At 45.9% G+C, this 16,811-nt stretch carries 17 protein-coding genes, 1 tRNA gene and 1 riboswitch; of the genes, 14 read left to right on the top strand and 4 right to left on the bottom strand.

From position 1 onward, the window contains the following. Positions 1 to 187: 187 nt before the first annotated feature. From IFU39_RS10215 to IFU39_RS10190, 6 genes are all read left to right on the top strand, one after another. On the top strand, positions 188 to 1,885 hold the full coding sequence (locus tag IFU39_RS10215; protein ID WP_192132456.1) for an RsmB/NOP family class I SAM-dependent RNA methyltransferase: 1,698 nt from the start codon (positions 188 to 190) through the stop codon (positions 1,883 to 1,885). Then, positions 1,882 to 2,628, top strand: coding sequence for a pseudouridine synthase (locus IFU39_RS10210; RefSeq protein WP_091017495.1), 747 nt, complete (start codon positions 1,882 to 1,884; stop codon positions 2,626 to 2,628). The genes IFU39_RS10215 and IFU39_RS10210 overlap by 4 nt, the downstream gene beginning before the upstream one ends. Positions 2,629 to 3,050: 422 nt before the next feature. Beyond that, the gene (locus IFU39_RS10205) at positions 3,051 to 3,854 is read left to right on the top strand and encodes a Cof-type HAD-IIB family hydrolase (RefSeq protein ID WP_192132454.1); all 804 of its coding nucleotides are present in this window, start codon (positions 3,051 to 3,053) and stop codon (positions 3,852 to 3,854) included. Between the two features lie 97 nt (positions 3,855 to 3,951). Continuing rightward, positions 3,952 to 4,992: a hypothetical protein gene (locus IFU39_RS10200; protein WP_105598128.1), complete on the top strand. Its 1,041-nt coding sequence runs from the start codon at positions 3,952 to 3,954 to the stop codon at positions 4,990 to 4,992. Positions 4,993 to 5,100: 108 nt separating this feature from the next. Further along, positions 5,101 to 5,649, top strand: a complete 549-nt coding sequence (locus IFU39_RS10195) for a GNAT family N-acetyltransferase (RefSeq protein WP_105598129.1) — start codon at positions 5,101 to 5,103, stop codon at positions 5,647 to 5,649. 303 nt (positions 5,650 to 5,952) lie between these two features. Next, positions 5,953 to 7,083, top strand: coding sequence for a glycosyltransferase family 4 protein (locus IFU39_RS10190; RefSeq protein WP_091017490.1), 1,131 nt, complete (start codon positions 5,953 to 5,955; stop codon positions 7,081 to 7,083). A gap of 129 nt (positions 7,084 to 7,212) precedes the next feature. Here IFU39_RS10190 and IFU39_RS10185 read toward each other — a convergent pair whose 3' ends face one another. Then, entirely contained in the window at positions 7,213 to 8,268 is a 1,056-nt protein-coding gene (locus IFU39_RS10185) for a YkvI family membrane protein (protein ID WP_192132452.1), read from the bottom strand. A 204-nt stretch (positions 8,269 to 8,472) separates the two neighbouring features. On the opposite strand from IFU39_RS10185, the gene IFU39_RS10180 reads away from it, so the two are divergent. The 4 genes from IFU39_RS10180 to IFU39_RS10165 all read left to right on the top strand — a co-directional run bounded on the left by IFU39_RS10180 (position 8,473) and on the right by IFU39_RS10165 (position 10,292). Beyond that, positions 8,473 to 9,054, top strand: a complete 582-nt coding sequence (locus IFU39_RS10180; RefSeq protein WP_036609617.1) for a xanthine phosphoribosyltransferase — start codon at positions 8,473 to 8,475, stop codon at positions 9,052 to 9,054. A 97-nt stretch (positions 9,055 to 9,151) separates the two neighbouring features. Then, positions 9,152 to 9,481, top strand: a complete 330-nt coding sequence (locus IFU39_RS10175; RefSeq protein WP_036609615.1) for a hypothetical protein — start codon at positions 9,152 to 9,154, stop codon at positions 9,479 to 9,481. A 119-nt stretch (positions 9,482 to 9,600) separates the two neighbouring features. Beyond that, positions 9,601 to 9,819: a hypothetical protein gene (locus IFU39_RS10170; protein ID WP_091017488.1), complete on the top strand. Its 219-nt coding sequence runs from the start codon at positions 9,601 to 9,603 to the stop codon at positions 9,817 to 9,819. A gap of 143 nt (positions 9,820 to 9,962) precedes the next feature. Next, the gene (locus IFU39_RS10165) at positions 9,963 to 10,292 is read left to right on the top strand and encodes a carboxymuconolactone decarboxylase family protein (protein ID WP_091017487.1); all 330 of its coding nucleotides are present in this window, start codon (positions 9,963 to 9,965) and stop codon (positions 10,290 to 10,292) included. Positions 10,293 to 10,367: 75 nt separating this feature from the next. Here IFU39_RS10165 and IFU39_RS10160 read toward each other — a convergent pair whose 3' ends face one another. Then, complete coding sequence (locus tag IFU39_RS10160) at positions 10,368 to 10,832, bottom strand: C40 family peptidase (protein WP_036609611.1); 465 nt, start codon at positions 10,830 to 10,832, stop codon at positions 10,368 to 10,370. A 5-nt stretch (positions 10,833 to 10,837) separates the two neighbouring features. Then, a riboswitch (cyclic di-AMP (ydaO/yuaA leader) is annotated at positions 10,838 to 10,969 on the bottom strand. Between the two features lie 407 nt (positions 10,970 to 11,376). On the opposite strand from IFU39_RS10160, the gene pelA reads away from it, so the two are divergent. Both pelA and IFU39_RS10150 read left to right on the top strand, forming a co-directional pair. Continuing rightward, positions 11,377 to 12,330 (top strand): pectate lyase, encoded by a 954-nt coding sequence (pelA, locus tag IFU39_RS10155; protein ID WP_197997733.1) that lies wholly within the window; start codon positions 11,377 to 11,379, stop codon positions 12,328 to 12,330. A 173-nt stretch (positions 12,331 to 12,503) separates the two neighbouring features. Continuing rightward, a tRNA-Leu gene (locus IFU39_RS10150) sits at positions 12,504 to 12,587 on the top strand. Between the two features lie 138 nt (positions 12,588 to 12,725). Here the strand turns inward: IFU39_RS10150 and IFU39_RS10145 are convergent. Continuing rightward, positions 12,726 to 14,420, bottom strand: a complete 1,695-nt coding sequence (locus IFU39_RS10145; RefSeq protein WP_197997732.1) for a carbohydrate-binding protein — start codon at positions 14,418 to 14,420, stop codon at positions 12,726 to 12,728. Between the two features lie 454 nt (positions 14,421 to 14,874). On the opposite strand from IFU39_RS10145, the gene IFU39_RS10140 reads away from it, so the two are divergent. Continuing rightward, entirely contained in the window at positions 14,875 to 15,669 is a 795-nt protein-coding gene (locus tag IFU39_RS10140) for a divergent polysaccharide deacetylase family protein (protein WP_445739056.1), read from the top strand. Here the strand turns inward: IFU39_RS10140 and IFU39_RS10135 are convergent. Further along, entirely contained in the window at positions 15,644 to 16,387 is a 744-nt protein-coding gene (locus IFU39_RS10135; RefSeq protein WP_105598134.1) for an N-acetylmuramoyl-L-alanine amidase family protein, read from the bottom strand. The genes IFU39_RS10140 and IFU39_RS10135 overlap by 26 nt on opposite strands. Before the next feature lie 194 nt (positions 16,388 to 16,581). On the opposite strand from IFU39_RS10135, the gene IFU39_RS10130 reads away from it, so the two are divergent. Then, complete coding sequence (locus tag IFU39_RS10130) at positions 16,582 to 16,800, top strand: YqzE family protein (protein ID WP_105598135.1); 219 nt, start codon at positions 16,582 to 16,584, stop codon at positions 16,798 to 16,800. Positions 16,801 to 16,811: the final 11 nt, after the last annotated feature.

Genomic DNA, 16,811 nt, shown 5'->3' with positions numbered 1-16,811 from the left:
TTGGGCAAAAATAAAGGTTGGGATAATATGCATAAACACCCGAATTTTTGCTCAGGAATCAATCTACTTGCCATTATACTACATTACACGCTGTAGTGGAATAGATACGATATGATAGGAAAGCAAAGCCTGGATATGATAAAATAAAACGATATTGCAATCTTACCAAGACAGGATGAGTGGGAATATGGGTGTAAAGTTACCTTTGATATTTGCTGAGCGAATGAAAAGTTTGCTGGGTGATGAGTTTGAACAATTTATGAAATCTTATGAACAGTCGCCCCATGCGGGACTGAGAGTGAATACGCTAAAAATATCGATGGAACAATTCGATGATATTGCTCCGTTTGATCTAAGACCTATTCCTTGGTGTGAGACAGGGTTCTATGTACCTCATGGTGTTAAACCGGGGCTGCACCCTTATTATCATGCAGGCCTGTATTATATACAGGAACCAAGTGCAATGGCTCCAGTTGAATTATTGCAGGTTGAGCCTGGAGATCGTGTGCTTGATCTGTGTGCTGCTCCGGGAGGGAAAACAACACAGATTGCTGCAAAGCTGCAAGGCAAGGGTGTACTTGTGACGAACGATATCCATGCTGAACGCACGAAAGCGCTAGCCAAGAACGTGGAATTGTACGGGGTGCGTAACGCGGTTGTTTTGAATGAGTCACCAGAGCGGATCGCGAATGCATTTCCTCATTATTTTGACAAAGTATTAATTGATGCGCCTTGCTCAGGTGAAGGCATGTTCCGCAAGGATGAAGACATGGTGAAATCGTGGGAACATCATTCGGTGGAAAAATGTGTGCTCATGCAGCGGGATATCTTGGAGACTGCGGCACGATTGCTGGCCCCGGGAGGAACCATCGTATATTCGACATGTACCTTTGCGCCGGAGGAAAATGAAGCGATGATTGCGGAGTTCCTGAATGTAAACCGTGATTTCGTAGTAATGGACATTCCTGAAGAGACAGGGTTCGCAACAGGACGTCCGGAATGGGTACGTCAGATGATGCCGGAGAAGGCAGAAGAGACAAAAGATGTGTTGGATCTAACGCGTGGTACGGCAAGATTGTGGCCTCACCTTTTGGAAGGAGAGGGACATTATGTCGCTGTATTGCAGCATCGTGCAGGGCAAGGATTACAAACAGATCAACCTGGAGTAGTTAAAGAAGGAGCAATGGAGTATGGACAGGTCGTGGATGTGTCCAGGATTGAAGTAGAGGGGAACAAGGATCACTCTATTGCTGCTTCTTCAATTGCTATGACCAAGGCTGATCGAAAAAAGGAACGTTTATTGCGAATCGAATCCCGAGAGTCCCATGACAGACAGGCTGGCGGCGGCAAGAATTCGGGTAAACAGGGCAAAAAAGGTAAAGATCACGGTGGACGTAAATCGGAACGGGGTCAGGGACGCGGAGCTGATCCGGCAAGTATTGATCCGGTTGCGATCTACAGTCAGTTTATGAAAGAACAATTGGAGATTGAGTTAACTGGAGAGACGGTATGTTATGGAGATCGGGTGTATCAATCATCGGTTGGTGCAGCTCGGTTGGAGGGACTGAAAGTCATTCGTCCAGGCTGGTTTATGGGAACGATCAAGAATGGACGATTTGTTCCGTCCCATCCGCTTGCCTGTGCTCTGAATGCATTTGAAGCACGGCGAAGCGTAAATCTGTCATCCGCTGATGGCGAAGCCGTGAGATACCTCAAGGGTGAAACGTTAAATATTGAAGAAGAACGAGTGGTGCTCAAGGCGGATACGGTTGCCAAAGGGTACGTTCTTGTATGTGTAGATGGTTATGCCGCTGGCTGGGGAAAATGGCTGGATGGTGTACTGAAGAATGAATATCCGGCAGGGTGGAGGTGGACATCGGTATGAGTGGAAAAGGGAAACAAACGCTGCGTCTGGACAAAATATTAAGCCATATGGGTGTGGGAACACGAAGTGAACTCAAAAGGATGGTGAAACAAGGCAGAATCCATGTGGACGGCAAAGCGGTGAAAGACAGCGGTGTACAGGTGAATCCCGAGGTCAACGTCATTGAAGCCGATGGCGAGCGGATTATGTATCGGGAGATGATCTATCTGATGCTGCATAAACCTCCGGGTGTTGTGTCTGCTACCGAGGACAACAGAGATAAGACGGTACTGGATCTGCTGCGCAAAGAGGATCGGGTGTTCAATCCTTTTCCTGTGGGACGACTGGATAAGGATACGGAGGGACTGCTCATTCTTACGAATGACGGTCCACTTGCCCATGATCTGTTATCTCCACGCAAGCATGTGCCCAAAACCTATGAAGCCCGTGTTCTGGGAAACGTGGATGAAGCGGATGTGCAACGTTTCAATGCGGGCATTCAATTGGATGACGGATACGAGACATTGCCTGCTGAGCTGACTATACTTGGCCGGGAAGAGACCGAAGAAGGCACGATCTCGTCGATCTCGCTTATTATTCACGAAGGGAAATTTCATCAGGTGAAACGTATGTTTCAGGCGGTAGGCAAGCGAGTGATCTATCTGAAACGCGTTGCCATGGGTGAGCTTGAATTAGCTTCCGATCTTGCGATCGGAAGCTATCGTGAACTAACCGCAGATGAGTTGAACCTTCTGCGGAAGTAAGAGCTCCCGTCCTTCGCGAAGCGGAGCAGGGAGTCGTGGAGGGAGGCGAAGCCCCGATACGAACGCCGAAGGCGAGAAGGCTCCCGTTCTTCACGAAGCGGAGCAGGGAGCCGTGGAGGGAGGCGAAGCCCCGGTACTAACCGCCGAAGGCGAGAAAGCTCCCGTTCTTCACGAAGTGAAGCAGGGAGCCGGGCAGAAAGCGAAGCCCTGCCCGAAATGGTCCCGGTTAAGCTTGGGCGGGATCGCCGCTGAAAAGCGGTGTTCCCGGCAACAAGCGTTCCTACGCCAACCGTTACATAGCAAGCCCCGACCTACCACCGATGAGCAAGACGGGAGTCCAGAGGGCAGAGCTCTCTGGGGCCCTCCCTCGGAAGGGAGGGTTTGGGTGGGTGCGATTACTACAGAGATGAGGATGAAGCCAGATGACTTATAAATTAATTGCACTTGATGTAGATGGAACATTGCTGAATGATCATCATGAACTTACCGAATGGACTCAGGAGACCTTGATCCAAGCTTCCCGTCAGGGAGCAGAGATTGTCCTGTGTTCAGGTAGAGGTCCTGCCAACACGATTCCTTTTATGGAGCAGATGGGACTGGATGGATATGTGATTACACATAATGGTGCTGTAACTGCACAGGTAGATACTCGTGAGGTGGTTCATCACTTTGCATTAGATGGACAGGGACTGGAGCCGATCATATCCTACTGTCGAACCAATGGAGTACATTTTGACATCAATACGGCATTTGGTCTGTATGTGGATCAACCAGAAGGTCTCGGGTTGCAGGTGCGTGAGATGTATTACAACTTTATGGCAGAGCCAATGAAGTTACCCAAGTGGGTTGACATGACAGAACCGCTGGCGAAGTTCACTGCATTTGGACCAATTGAACAGATGGATGCCGTGCTTCAGGAGTGGTCTACCTGGAATCTGCCTTATTATATGACACGCAGTGGTGATTTTTTTATTGACCTGATGCATCCCGAAGCGTCCAAAGGCGCTGCACTTAAAAGACTTGCCGAATCCAAAGGAATCATGCCTTCGGAGATTATGGCGATTGGCAACTACTTCAATGATATTACGATGCTGACTTTTGCGGGCAAAGGCATTGCCATGGATAACTCACCGGACGAGGTGAAAGCTGCTGCGGACGAGGTTACACTCTCCAATAATGAGCAGGGTGTGGCACACGCAATGCAAAAATATGTGTTATCCGTCTAACCTTACATCTTATATCTGAAATGCGCGCTTTCCTCATAATCTACCGTCCTTAGGGACATCCTAAGAGAATAACGTTAGGAATGGAGGAGGACACGTGATGAAATATGATGTGGAATTGGTTGCCGACCTGCGGACATCAGGTGGAGAAGTACAGGACGTGATGGTCAATGGTCAATATGCAGGCTCACTGTTCCTTGTGTTCAGAGAAGGAGATCGTTTATCTGGTAGTCTACAGATCGAGCAGGAGTCTCTGCCAGATGATACAGAGCAACGTATCGTGGAAAAAGTGCATGCCTATGTCCAATCTCTTGCAGATGCGTTGGAAGCTGCGTATTATGAAGTGCTGGTTAGTTGTGGCTCATTACATTCGGTGTTGCATAAGCCTGAGTCAGAGACAATGTGGCCGTCTGAAGAGATGAATCATGACGAAGGCAGCTATGACGATATAGACAGCAGTGGAAGTAAGGTAATACCTGTGTCACAAACCGAATCGTTTACATATGAAGATCGGGATCAGGTTCTGGAGATGGAAATGGTAAGCGCAGGACGCAGCATATCGACGTATATATTCAATGATGTCGAAGGGCAGGAACTTGCAGAAGCTTCCTTAAAACAATATGGCGCTGATGTACAAGGTGAAATACACTGGTATGACGAGCCGGAAGAGAATCAATTGGAAGCTGCGGCAGAGTTGCTGGTCAGAGAGCTGGATGAAGATATCATCGATACGATTACAATCCGCATGTGGCATCAGGGCAACGAACTCGAAACGCTAGAGTGGGTACATCGCGATTTCTCCGAGGAATTTGAGGATACCGATGAATCGGATCTGGATGAGTTGGAAGCTGCTGAAGAAACATGTTATGTCATGCTAAAGCGTAAGGATCGGGAGTTCCGGGTATATGAGCTGTTTCTTCAGGAGCGAGGTGGATTGCCTGTGGGAACAGCAACTATAGACACTTCTCATTCGGATCTTACGGGATACATTGATTACGAGGTTACTGGTACCAGCATGCAACGAAAGAATCTGGTCGAAGTGTTGATGCAGGAGTTGGACAAGGAAATGAAGTTTGACACCTTGCACCTGACGATGTTGTATCGAAATCAGATTATTGATGAAGCCAGAATAGATGGGTAAAGGGCAACCGCCTTTTACCTTTTTTTTTGTTCTCATTTTGACGAAAAATCCATTTCCCGGTATAGTACCATTAGTTTAAAAGAGATCAGGAAGCGGAGGAGAACAATGATGCACTCATTCAGGATCAATAGCGAATATATTAACGATGGTTTTCAAGCGGTTCAGGCGAATCCTGAAGATAGGGAGGATGTGATGTCGCTTCTGGTGGAGACAGCCGAATGGTTACAGAGTCAAGGTTCTTCCCAATGGAACGCTTTGCTTAAAGGTGAAGATTCACATGATACGGCAGGGGCGATTCGCCGTGGGGATGTGTTTGTATTTAAAAAGGGGGCGGACGTAGCGGGGATGGTCATTCTTTTGGTTCAGCCAAGTCCTTGGGATATTCATCTTTGGGGTTCAAAAGCTTATGCCGAAGATGGCGCAATTTATCTGCATCGGCTAGCGATTCGAAGAAAATATGCTCAGAGCGGTCTGGGACGGTCCATTTTGCAATGGTCCAGCAGCGGGATACATTTTGAAGGCAAACATACTGTTCGGTTAGATTGCGGAGCGGGCAATGCTACGTTGAACGCCTTTTACGCGCGGAACGGGTATACTTTTTTGGGAGAGACCGATGGTTACAGTACATATGAGAAGCCCGTGCAGCCACTGAGCTGAGAATTCGGACTGTCCAATGGAAAGATTGACGACAATCGCGAGGAGTTGACTGCTGGTTTAAAGATTTTGCTTCTGAGTGGCACGTTTCATGAATATGTTGTATATACGAGTTGGTGAAAAAAAGCTTAGTCAGTTTTGCTTTGAATGAGCGGTTTAAATAGCCAAAAGTTTGCAGTATCTTTCGTAATATAGATGTTCCGGCTTCGCTATGTCATAATGGATACTATAGCCGTATCCAGATATAAATGGATCATGAATGAAGATGCATTGAAAGAACGTAAGTTAAAAAGGGGGAAACTAACGGTGAAATTGCTGCAGGCGCTTTTCTTTCCTCCGGAGCAGCCCGGAGGTGTATCCTCTATGATTCCGTATATGCAAGAGAGATTTACAGCCCCGAGGTGGGAAATGGATCTGTTCTCGTTGCCAAAGCGAATTCGCAACAAGGGCAGAGAGGAAGTTCATTTCGAAACGTTTGACTGGACGGAATATCAGGATAGTCCTGTTGTCCAAAAATATATTCAAACCTATCGTGATTATCTTTGGTGGACCAAACTGCGTATTCAGAAGCCTTATGATCTGATCCATGCCCACCACCCAATTGCAGGACTTGCGATGAGAACGGTTTTCCCGGATACACCCCTCATTCAGACGATTCACTCCAGTTATGAACGAGAATTAATACTTAATGGACGCATTGAAACGGATGGACCGGAGCATCGATTCCTGCTTGCGATATATGGTGAGCTGGAACACCAGGCAGAGCGTCTCTTAACGGTGTCGGATTCGTTCCGTCGTTATCTGGCGCCCTACGTGAAGGAACCTGATGTCATCGGTGTGATTCCCAATGGATTTGATGAGAAGCGGTTTAAGCCGATTCCTCATGATAATGCGATACCACAACTGGTCACGGTATGTCGGCTTGTTCCGGCGAAAGGGTTGGATATTCTTTTCAAAGCCTGTGCGGAACTGAAGGGCCGAGGTCATGATTATGTGTTACATATTATTGGAGATGGACCGATTCGTCCTGATCTGGAAGAATTGGCACAGCGATTGGGGATCTATAATGAGACCATCTTTTATGGTTACACACTGCACCCTGAGGAATTCATGCCATTCTTTGATATTTTTGTACTTCCTTCACGGGCAGAAGCATTTGGTTCCGTCTTCGCTGAAGCGGCGCTGAGTTGTCTTGCCCTTGTGGGTACGGATGTAGGTGGTATACCGGAACAGATCGAGAACGGTAGCAATGGGTTGCTTGTACCGGCAGAAGATCCTTCTGCATTGGCTGAAGCGCTTGAAAAGGTGATGCTGGACCCGGCTTATCGTTATGAACTTGCCCGTTCAGCGTGTGAAAAAGCCAAAACACATTACTCGCTCGGCAGATCGGTCAATGAGTTGAAGAAGATGTATTTACAGTTTCCCAGCAAGGCCTAAAAGAGAGAGCAAAAAGTGCGAGCCGCTGTGCTAAACAGCGGCTTTTTTTTCATGCAAAAGGAAGGCGCATGAGTGATGAATTATGGTATGAAGCAAACGGATGCTCATATTCATGAAGTACATCACCATTTATATATTTTTGCGTCCACGGAAGGCACCCCAGCGGTTTAATACCAATTTGGCTGCCCAGAACAGTGCCAAACTTCCGAAGATAGGATAAAGGATGGATAGTAGAGAACTGAATCCAAACTGACTGAGTGAGTAACACAGCAGCATAATGGTTAATGTAATGAAACGGGGATGAATGCGTATATGTTGTCTGAGTTGCAAGGTCATGCCGTAGATATCGGCAACAAATGTACTGAATATTTCCATGAAAATAAGGGATACATATACAGATTGTACTGCCCATCCAAGTTGAAAGGCAATGCTGCCCATCGGAATTTCGAATTGGATGATGCCGGGCATCTGTGCTGACATGGCAAAATGAGCTGCCATCAGCATGAAACCTACGCCAATTCCACCCAATACTCCGCCCCACTTCAGCACATTCCGACTGCGAATCTGGTTGCCAACGGGCACAAGAACAGCTTGAGCTAACGCCAGATTGAACGAACTATACAACAATGGAGACAGCCATACTTGAATAGGGTTTGAGTCTGTCGTCAATGTGATGAATCGGGAAGCTCCTGGATGATGGATGGTACTAGTGATCATGAGCAGAGATAACAGCAGCATCATGGGCACGACGATGCTATTCATTTGAAGGATAGCCTGGATGCCCCGACCGAGAAGCAGATATGTCCCTACAAGTGTGACGATCAGACCGGTCTGATAATGCAAACCTAGATGTTCGACAAAGACGGAACCTGCTCCGGCAAGCATGACGCTGTTCACGCCAATGAGAATGAGAAGGGTCACCCAGGTGATCCATTTGCCCGCCTTGGGCCCGAATAAATGTTTGTTCAGGTCCTCATAAGAGCGGGACCCGGTATCGTGAGCGATCAGCATCATTTTGGTACCTAACCAGACAAAGAGCATGGTGGATAAGCCTATGGTGATGGTGGCCCATTTGCCATACTGGGTAAAAAACTGCAAAATTTCCTGCCCTGTAGCGAAGCCGGCTCCGACAACCGTTCCGATGTATGTAAATGCGATCTGCAGCACCCGAAATGCCTGTTTCATGTGTTTCCCCTCTCAGGCCCCTGTATAGTTTGGACATGCGGGTACCATGGTACAAGGTATGCTTGACCCACGAAAGTCATGACAATCGATAATGAGCTTTGGCTTGAATTGCTTCTCAAGGACAGCGCCCAGGCAATTTCGCTTGAACTTATAGATAGATATATGATACTTTTACCTCATAGGATAGGCTTGGGAGGTCAAATCATGGAATTATTGAAACAACGAATTTTACAAGAAGGTGTGGTTATCTCGGATCAAGTATTAAAGCTGGATGGTCTGTTGAACCACCAGATTGATCCTGCATTAACGATGGAGATGGGACGTGAGTTTGCTGCCCGTTTTCGTGAAAGTGGAGTAACTCGGGTAATCACGGTAGAATCCTCAGGGATTCCGGTTGCGTTTGCCGCAGCCTATGAACTTGGGGTGCCCCTTGTATTCGCCCGTCGTAAAAAAACACTTCTGGCTGATCCTGATGCTTACTGTGAACGTGTACCGTCCTTTACCAAAGGAATTGTAACTGACATTATGGTATCCCGCGAGTTCATTCATGAGAATGACCGCATTTTGTTCATTGATGATATTATTGCCAATGGAGATGCGGCTCGTGGCGTCATCAAAATTATTGAGCGTTCTGGCGCGGAACTCGTCGGATTCGGCGTTGTGGTCGAGAAAAGTTTCCAGGCAGGGGCACGCACGATTCGTGAACAGGGTATTCCGGTGGAAGCCTTGGTACGCATTCGTTCCCTGAACGATGGAACAGTACAATTTGACGATAACGAAATGTGACATTTTAAAGGAATAGGGCCTATTTTTTGAACTATGCCTTTGCATGACCGCCGATTTCATTTATAATGGGGTTATGTTAGGGAGAGGAGGCAACACCATGGGGAACCAACCGGCAACAGAACAATTTTTTAATGATAAGCTGGCGGAATCGAAAGTTCATTTTGAACGTGCCCTAGATTGTAAACATACGGAATTCGATGACCTTTATCCCTATATGATTGAACATCCTCAATTTTTCTGGTACAAACGCTATGTTGCCTGGTCAGAATTACTGACGATTGTAGGCTTGTGCGAAGAGTTGTCCTTCTCTTGGAAAGAACAATTTACACCGCATCAAGTGGAGTACCTTGAAGAACGTGTGATGTCCGCCAAAGTGCTTGATTTTTGGTTCGAGAAGAACGACAGCAAAGAGCACGCGCAGCGGTAACTTTCAGTCGGGACATAATTTCGAATGACATGACAGTCTAATACAGTCACGTGAGACCTAAATGACATTTCATTTAGGTCTCTTTTTGTAAATAAATTTGGAATATAGGAGCCATGCGAATGATTAGTGATACAGAATTGGACGCCCTGCGTCTGTCAGGTGAGAAAGTTAGAGTAGTACGGGACGAGCTGGAATCGAACGATGTAACCGGGATTGTTGTTGCCTGGGATGGCGAGCAGGTACTTATCCGACGTCAGAATCGACGTGTAGTTAAGCTGGATCGCAGTTACAAATATCAGCTGTTCAGCGAGCCGCGCCAGAGTCCACTTAGTGAGTAATAGCTTATGATTATGGCAGAGCCATGAGCGTTTAAATGTTTGGAATTACCATGATATCTTGGCATAATTGGCTCACTCGGGAGAGAAGATAGGTACAGTGAGGAAGATCTGTAACTATAAGCCGAGAGGGTGTGCTACAAGCCATGACATTGATGAATGATAAAGTTCATGCCTACAAGGATCAGATTGGAGCATTAAGCGATGTACTGCCAGGTGTGGTGAAGTCGTATCATGAGTTTACCGGAGAATGTTTCCAACCTGGCGTGATTGATGCCAAGACAAAACAGCTAATTGCGCTTGGGATTGGATTATTCGCCAACAATGAGGTATGTACCTTCTACCATGTAGAAGAAGCCCGTGCCAAGGGAGCAACAGATCAGGAGATTATGGAGACCGTTGCGGTGGCCGGAGCTGTTGGAGGAGGACATGCCCTCTCTCAGGGTGCGATGCGAGTGCAGAAGGCGCTGAATTAGTAAGCGATGCAACATACATTTTTCTAAGTACAAAAAAGGCATCCGGTTAATAACCGATGCCTTTTTGTATGTGAATTACATTTTACCTAACATTTTATCATACATAAACTGTCCAGTTACCCGACGTGCTGTTACGTAACGATCATTGAAGTATGGATTCGATAACTTCGTGATGCTTACACCTTTACTGCTGGAGGCATGAGCGAATTGTCCGCCGCCGATATATACACCTGTATGTGAAATGCCTTTGCCTGTTGTATTAAAGAACACCAGATCACCTGTCCGAACATTGCTCTTGGATACTGGCGTACCTGCTTTGGCTTGCTGCTGAGAAGTACGTGGCAATTCAATGCTGTATTTGTTGAAAAGATATCTCATAAAACCAGAACAGTCGAAGCCGGCTACAGTCGTGCCACCCCATTTGTAAGGAATACCTGTCATGTTGTTCACTACGGAGTTGATACTGCTTGCCTCTGTGCTTGTTGCCCCGGATGTAAATAATACAGCTGCTCCAAAAATGGAGATAATCAGTTTTTTCAAAATCAATGTTCTCCCTTCGATGCCTACGGAGTTAGCTAAGGGTTCGGTAGAAGGTTCCCTATATTTCCTATGTATAAGAATAATTCACCCAAATTGGTTCCCCCGTTTTCAAACATGAAACTCGGCAATGAATAATTAAGTTTTTGTAACTATTTGAAACTATATTGCATAAATGCGTAATTGTCAAACCCATTTAAAACCCTTCGTAATACCTCAATGTTAGCGGAATTAAGGTTTTTATATGAAAGAAGGGATCAAGTTTGGGTACCATTCATGACAAAAACGTCATTATTGGTTCGTTTAAGACGAATTTGGATAAATAAATAGGTTTGTCATGAGTTAAAAGAACTATCCCGTTATGTAGAATTAGAGAGATTATATTCATTAAGTTGCATATATTGACAAAAATCGATTTTTTGCATATTATCTGATTATCCAATCCACATATTGGATTAAAATTGATTTTATTATGCGATAATTACGCGTTTCATAAGTAAAGTAGAAGTGGAAGATTTATAAAAACGAACATAGGAGAGTGTTACATTTGAAAGCAAAGAAAATAATTACTTTTGTCCTGGCATGTACGATGGTGTTCTCAGCAGTTGGAATGGCAGTTCTCCCTGTAGGGACGGTATCTGCTGCGGATGCTTCAGGTACTACAGCGAGTATTTCTGATATTTTGAAGAACCAGCTCCCGGATGGAGGTTGGAGAAAAGATTATAAACAGACAAGTGGAGAGTGGGCGAAGTCCACGATAGACAACAAGGCTACATACTCAGAAATTAGAAGATTGGCGAAGGAATTTAAAAAGACGAATGATCCCCGATACTCCACAGCTGCAATCAAAGGGATTAACTTTTTGATCAACATGCAGTATTCAAACGGCGGATGGCCACAAGTTTACCAAAGCTCCGGATATCACAAGCATATCACTTACAATGATGATGCCATGATTAACGTAATGATCATGCTGGATGAAGTAGCAGCACGCAAAGGTGATTTCTCGTTTATAGACAGCACACTTGCTAACCGTAGTAAAAATTCAGTTGCCAAAGGTGTGGAGGCGATTTTGAATACACAGGTCGTTTCAGGTGGTAAGCTGACAGCTTGGGGACAACAACATGATTCCAGTTCCCTTAAACCAGCGAGCGCAAGAATCTACGAAGTGCCATCGCTGACAGCTGGAGAGAGTGTAACGATTGTTAAATTTCTGAAAACCAGATCTGCTAACGCTAAAATTACCGCATCCATTAAAGGAGCGGAGGCTTGGTTTAACAAGGTGAAAATTACGGGGTACAAATATGAAAGAGCTAATGGAGATAGTAAAATTATCGCTGATTCCAAAGCTGCACCAATTTGGGCACGCTTCTATGAGATAGGAACAGATAAACCAATCTTTATTGGTCGTGACGGGGTAGTTAAATACAAATTAAGTGATATTGATAAAGAAAGAAGAGGCGGGTATGCATGGTATGGCAACTGGCCTTCCAAGCTGTAAATTGTAGTATGCTTCCGTTTTAATGAACCAAACTCTTAGTAGTTAAAGGTAAAGCCTGAATCGACATGGACGTCTGGTTCGGGCTTTATTGTTATTATTTTCAGTGTTGACATGATAGATTCCACATGATATATTACTTCTTGTCGCCGATATTGATCACGGAGATACAATATGCGGTCGTGGCGGAATTGGCAGACGCGCACGGTTCAGGTCCGTGTGGGCTAACCCCCGTGGAGGTTCGAGTCCTCTCGACCGCATCTAATAAAAAGACTCCTTAAGCGTTAGCTTAAGGAGTCTTTTTTTGCATTTTTTGATATAACACTAGATTTAGTATCCAACAGGTTAGTGTTTAGCTGCACGTACAGCAAATGTCTTCCATCAGCCATACGGAACGTTTATTGTGCTGCGGTAACATTAACGCTGTCAATATTTGGTCCTTCCGATCCAGTGGTAACCACTTTCAATGTATTGGTCCCCGTGTTCATGGGGACCTGTATTGTTTTTTCAACCCAAGTGGACCAGCTTCCCGTTGCCGGAAAGGGGTCGTTGCTAATGACTTTGGTTCCGTTCACAAAAATGTCGAGGTTACGGGTTCCGCTTTCCAGCGCATAACGAAACTTTACGTTTTTAGTACCTGTAATTGTGTTATTAATACCGTTCCATTGAATGGCTGAACCAGTCATCGCATTGAAGTTAACATACCCGGAGCCAGTGTAACCAGGGTAGATCGTTTCAATGGTAGCATCCGTAAGAGTTGTTCCGGTCTCGGCTTCATAAGTAGTGCCGCTGCCTGTATTTCCGCCGTTATTCCCGCCAGTAATGTTGGCAACAAACGTTGTTACGCTCTGAGCCGGGAGCTGTGCCGAGAAGGCCCCATTGGATACGTTAAGCGAGGCCCCGCTTGCCAGGTTACGACTGCTGTCCGTAACCCAAGAAGACACCGTGGAGGCATTACCATTCTGCAGAACGAATTTTTGGCTTGTTGCCGAAGTTCCACGGTTAATTGCTACGACAACGACCTTGTTATCCCCTTTGTAGGCAGAAACAAATGTGTTTGTATCCGGATTTTTCGTTGCATCGACCCGCAGGTAGCCAGGACGTACAAATTTGGAGAAATGGGCCATATTATATCCGCGTTTGCTTATGGTACCGTCTTCTTTCATCGGACCATACTGTCTGCGGATGTACCACCACACATAGGCCTGGAAATCACCTTCCACCATGGCATTGTGCATGTGATAGGAAACGTCTAATGCTTCAGGCCAGCGGTCTGCTGAGTTGTTGTCACTGTTCGGAACATACACCTCAGTCATCCACAGTTCTTTGCCGGCTCCTTTTTGCTTAAAGAGAGGGTAGGCAAAATTGGAAATCTGGGTTCCATACGTATGTGCTCCCAGAATGTCCATGTTGGCAAGTGCCTGCGGATCATTCAGGATGGGGTCGGATATGTTCTTTAAGTACTGGAAGGATTCAGGCGCCATGACTTTGGTACCTTGAATGGACCCGGCATTTTCTTTCATGAAACGAAGAATTTCTTGTGGAGTCCACCAGGTCCAGTCATGAGCATAATCCGGTTCATTTTGCACAGAAATGGCATACAGATCTACGCCGTTATTTTTCATATAGGTTACAAAATCATTCAGATGTTGCGCATATGCGGCATATTTGTCGTATTTCAGACGTTTGGCATTGGTGTCCCCATTGCGGTTGAACGTTTCCACCATGCTGCTCGGAGGATTCCATGGGGAGGCAAATACGATAGCCCCCTTCTCAATAGCGCGTTTCGCTGTGGCAACTTCACGATACCAGTTATTGGAATCTGGATCAACGTAGATCCTGAGAATTGAGAAGCCTAACTGATTCTGGTCATTACCAAAAGCAGTTTCACGTTGAGCGGGAGTCAGATCACCAATCCAGGCAGGAAGGTTAATGCCCCCAAAGCCCTTGATCAGCTGTTTTTCCGAGGACAAATTAATGTTGGCATCGTTGGCTGCTGACACATTTGTCGGGGTTAACATCAAAGGCAGGGCTGTTAAACAGGCCAAAAGAACATTAATCGTCTTTTTTAGTTTGAATTTCACTACTTTCATCCTCCTCGATAGTGGTAAATGGTTACATAGAGAAACCGCGACCAGAAAAACAAACAAGAATAGCGGATTGTCTGGCATTTATTTTATGTAAACCCTTTCAAAACCTCCTTCCATAAATCATAGGAAAGAAATGCAGCACATAAGCTCTTTCATTTGTTGATTCTACTAAATAATTCCTAAACTGAAAACCTGACAAATTACAGTATTTTTTCTAATTAATCTCTATTTTCTAACTGTTCAATGACAGTTCTTGTCTGAATGCTAAGGAAGAAACGGGAATGATGGAGATCTTCACTTGAGATAGAGGTCTTCAAGGGCGGGGATATTATCATTAAGGAAGGCTTTGGCTTACATATTCCTCCCTTCATTATCAAACAATGAGATCACAGAAGTTACAGGGGAGGGAATCATGATGAAGGTACAGAGAAAGAATTATCGATTCATTGCAGGTATCATGGCATTATTGATTGTGTTTTACGCAGGCTTATCGGCAGGAGGGCCTACAGCGGCAGCTTCAGAGTCCCCATCGAATCATAAACGGTTAGCAATTATCATCGATGACGTCGGAAATGACATGAAGGGAACGGCAGAGATTCTTGCGATGCCAGTTAAACTAACGGTAGCGGTTATGCCCTTTTTGCCAACAACAAAGAAAGATGCGATAGCTGCACATGAAAAGGGGATGGATGTGATTGTGCATATGCCCATGGAACCCAAGAAAGGAAGACCTGAGTGGTTGGGCCCGGGTGCAATCACATCCAATCTGACAGATGAAGAAGTACGGGAACGTGTGGAGAAAGCGATTGATGATGTGCCCCACGCCATTGGCATGAACAATCACATGGGTTCTAAAATAACGTCCGACAAACGCATCATGTCCATTGTGCTCGATGTATGCAAGGAGCGGGGCCTGTTCTTTGTCGACAGCCGTACGAACTTTCGCTCCGTGGTGGGGGAACTGGCCATATCCAGAAATATGCCACCTGTAGGTAATGACATTTTCCTGGATGATCAAAACTCCAAGCAACACATTCGCAAGCAACTGGACCTGGCTGCTCAGCGTGCGATCGATAAGGATACCTGTGTTGTCATTGGTCATGTCGGTCATTCAGGGATGAACACATCCGCAGTAATTCGTGAATCCGTCTCCCGTCTGCAAAATCAGGTTCAATTTGTTGGAATCGGTGATCTGGTTCGAGATGTGTGGCAATGGCAATCTGCTCCTACACTACCGACAGATAATAAATAATTCCATTGGCAATGGACTGGGCGATTCGTTTTTGCTCAGCGGGGTCACTCATTCTGGCTCGATCTGCCGCATTGCTCAAAAATCCGGTTTCGACGATGACGGCAGGTTGCTTCACGTAATTCAATATATAAAAGGGCTTGCCCCATACGACCCCGTGCTCCGTTCCGTACAACTTGTTCATGGCATCCTGAATGGATTGGGCCAGCAAATAACTCCTGCCTTCTTTCTGGTGCAGTACCACCGGGCCGTGTGCTGTCGATCGGGGACTCCAGTTCGCATGAATGCTGACCACGATATCTGTACTTACTTCTTCGCTAAGGCTTTTACGTTGGGCAAGATCTCTGGTATGACGGGAGCGGCTGTTCAGCCAGCGGTTCTCATCACTAAGTGCATAATCACCCAGTCGATTGATGATAACGGCATAACCTTTGCTGCGAAGCAGGAGATAGACCTTTTGGCTAATAGCCAGATTGATATCTTTTTCCAGCACACCTTGGGCTGACGTACCACCGTCAATACCGCCATGGCCTACATCAAGCAGGATAACGGGTGCTGCAAAGGCATGATGACTTGAGCGATAAGCATCTCCATCGGTCACTGGCAACATGGATGGACTGTTCTGGGACGGGGCTGCTTTTCCATAAGCGACATGGGGCAGCATGGGAAGGCAATGGAAGCTGATTAACAAGGCTACCGAAGCGGTCAGCAGCTTATGCATGGGAATACACACTCCTTCATGAAATAGGTATCGAATGCAGATTAACGACTCGATGGATACCTTTGGCATTAGACTGTGCATTCTGAGGGTTTTCATACTTCTTTCAATAAAAAAAATGTTTAACCAGTACACATCCTGCACATAATAGAACTATCGTAAGCTCCGCGAATGTGCAGGAGCGAAGGAGGCAGATCATGGCCAAAAGTGATGAATTGGTAAAATACATTACGCAGCGGGTTGTTCATTATATCGATACGCCGAAGGATGAGCGGAAAGGCCGCACCAAAAAGAAAGAGCCGTGGGCGATGAAATGGTTTGGTATGATCCCTTTCGCTGTTTCCCTGTGGGTGGGGAAAAAGGAAAAAGAATTCGATACACAGTCTCATAAACGAAGTTCTTCGGGTAAAGGGTGACTATCGCTTAC

It is taken from the genome of Paenibacillus sp. CFBP 13594, from assembly GCF_014842675.1.
Taxonomy (GTDB): Bacteria; Bacillota; Bacilli; order Paenibacillales; family Paenibacillaceae; genus Paenibacillus; species Paenibacillus amylolyticus_B.
Note: the sequence above shows the minus strand (reverse complement) of the source record. Positions and strands in the feature narration are given on the sequence as shown.

What these genes read in the sequence shown, in the direction of transcription:
- IFU39_RS10215 (WP_192132456.1), top strand. Translation starts at nt 188, where the DNA reads ATGGGTGTAAAGTTACCTTTGATATTTGCTGAGCGAATGAAAAGTTTG.
- IFU39_RS10210 (WP_091017495.1), top strand. Translation starts at nt 1,882, where the DNA reads ATGAGTGGAAAAGGGAAACAAACGCTGCGTCTGGACAAAATATTAAGC.
- IFU39_RS10205 (WP_192132454.1), top strand. Translation starts at nt 3,051, where the DNA reads ATGACTTATAAATTAATTGCACTTGATGTAGATGGAACATTGCTGAAT.
- IFU39_RS10200 (WP_105598128.1), top strand. Translation starts at nt 3,952, where the DNA reads ATGAAATATGATGTGGAATTGGTTGCCGACCTGCGGACATCAGGTGGA.
- IFU39_RS10195 (WP_105598129.1), top strand. Translation starts at nt 5,101, where the DNA reads ATGCACTCATTCAGGATCAATAGCGAATATATTAACGATGGTTTTCAA.
- IFU39_RS10185 (WP_192132452.1), bottom strand. Translation starts at nt 8,268, where the DNA reads ATGAAACAGGCATTTCGGGTGCTGCAGATCGCATTTACATACATCGGA.
- IFU39_RS10180 (WP_036609617.1), top strand. Translation starts at nt 8,473, where the DNA reads ATGGAATTATTGAAACAACGAATTTTACAAGAAGGTGTGGTTATCTCG.
- IFU39_RS10175 (WP_036609615.1), top strand. Translation starts at nt 9,152, where the DNA reads ATGGGGAACCAACCGGCAACAGAACAATTTTTTAATGATAAGCTGGCG.
- IFU39_RS10170 (WP_091017488.1), top strand. Translation starts at nt 9,601, where the DNA reads ATGATTAGTGATACAGAATTGGACGCCCTGCGTCTGTCAGGTGAGAAA.
- IFU39_RS10165 (WP_091017487.1), top strand. Translation starts at nt 9,963, where the DNA reads ATGACATTGATGAATGATAAAGTTCATGCCTACAAGGATCAGATTGGA.
- IFU39_RS10145 (WP_197997732.1), bottom strand. Translation starts at nt 14,420, where the DNA reads ATGAAAGTAGTGAAATTCAAACTAAAAAAGACGATTAATGTTCTTTTG.
- IFU39_RS10140 (WP_445739056.1), top strand. Translation starts at nt 14,875, where the DNA reads ATGGCATTATTGATTGTGTTTTACGCAGGCTTATCGGCAGGAGGGCCT.
- IFU39_RS10135 (WP_105598134.1), bottom strand. Translation starts at nt 16,387, where the DNA reads ATGCATAAGCTGCTGACCGCTTCGGTAGCCTTGTTAATCAGCTTCCAT.
- IFU39_RS10130 (WP_105598135.1), top strand. Translation starts at nt 16,582, where the DNA reads ATGGCCAAAAGTGATGAATTGGTAAAATACATTACGCAGCGGGTTGTT.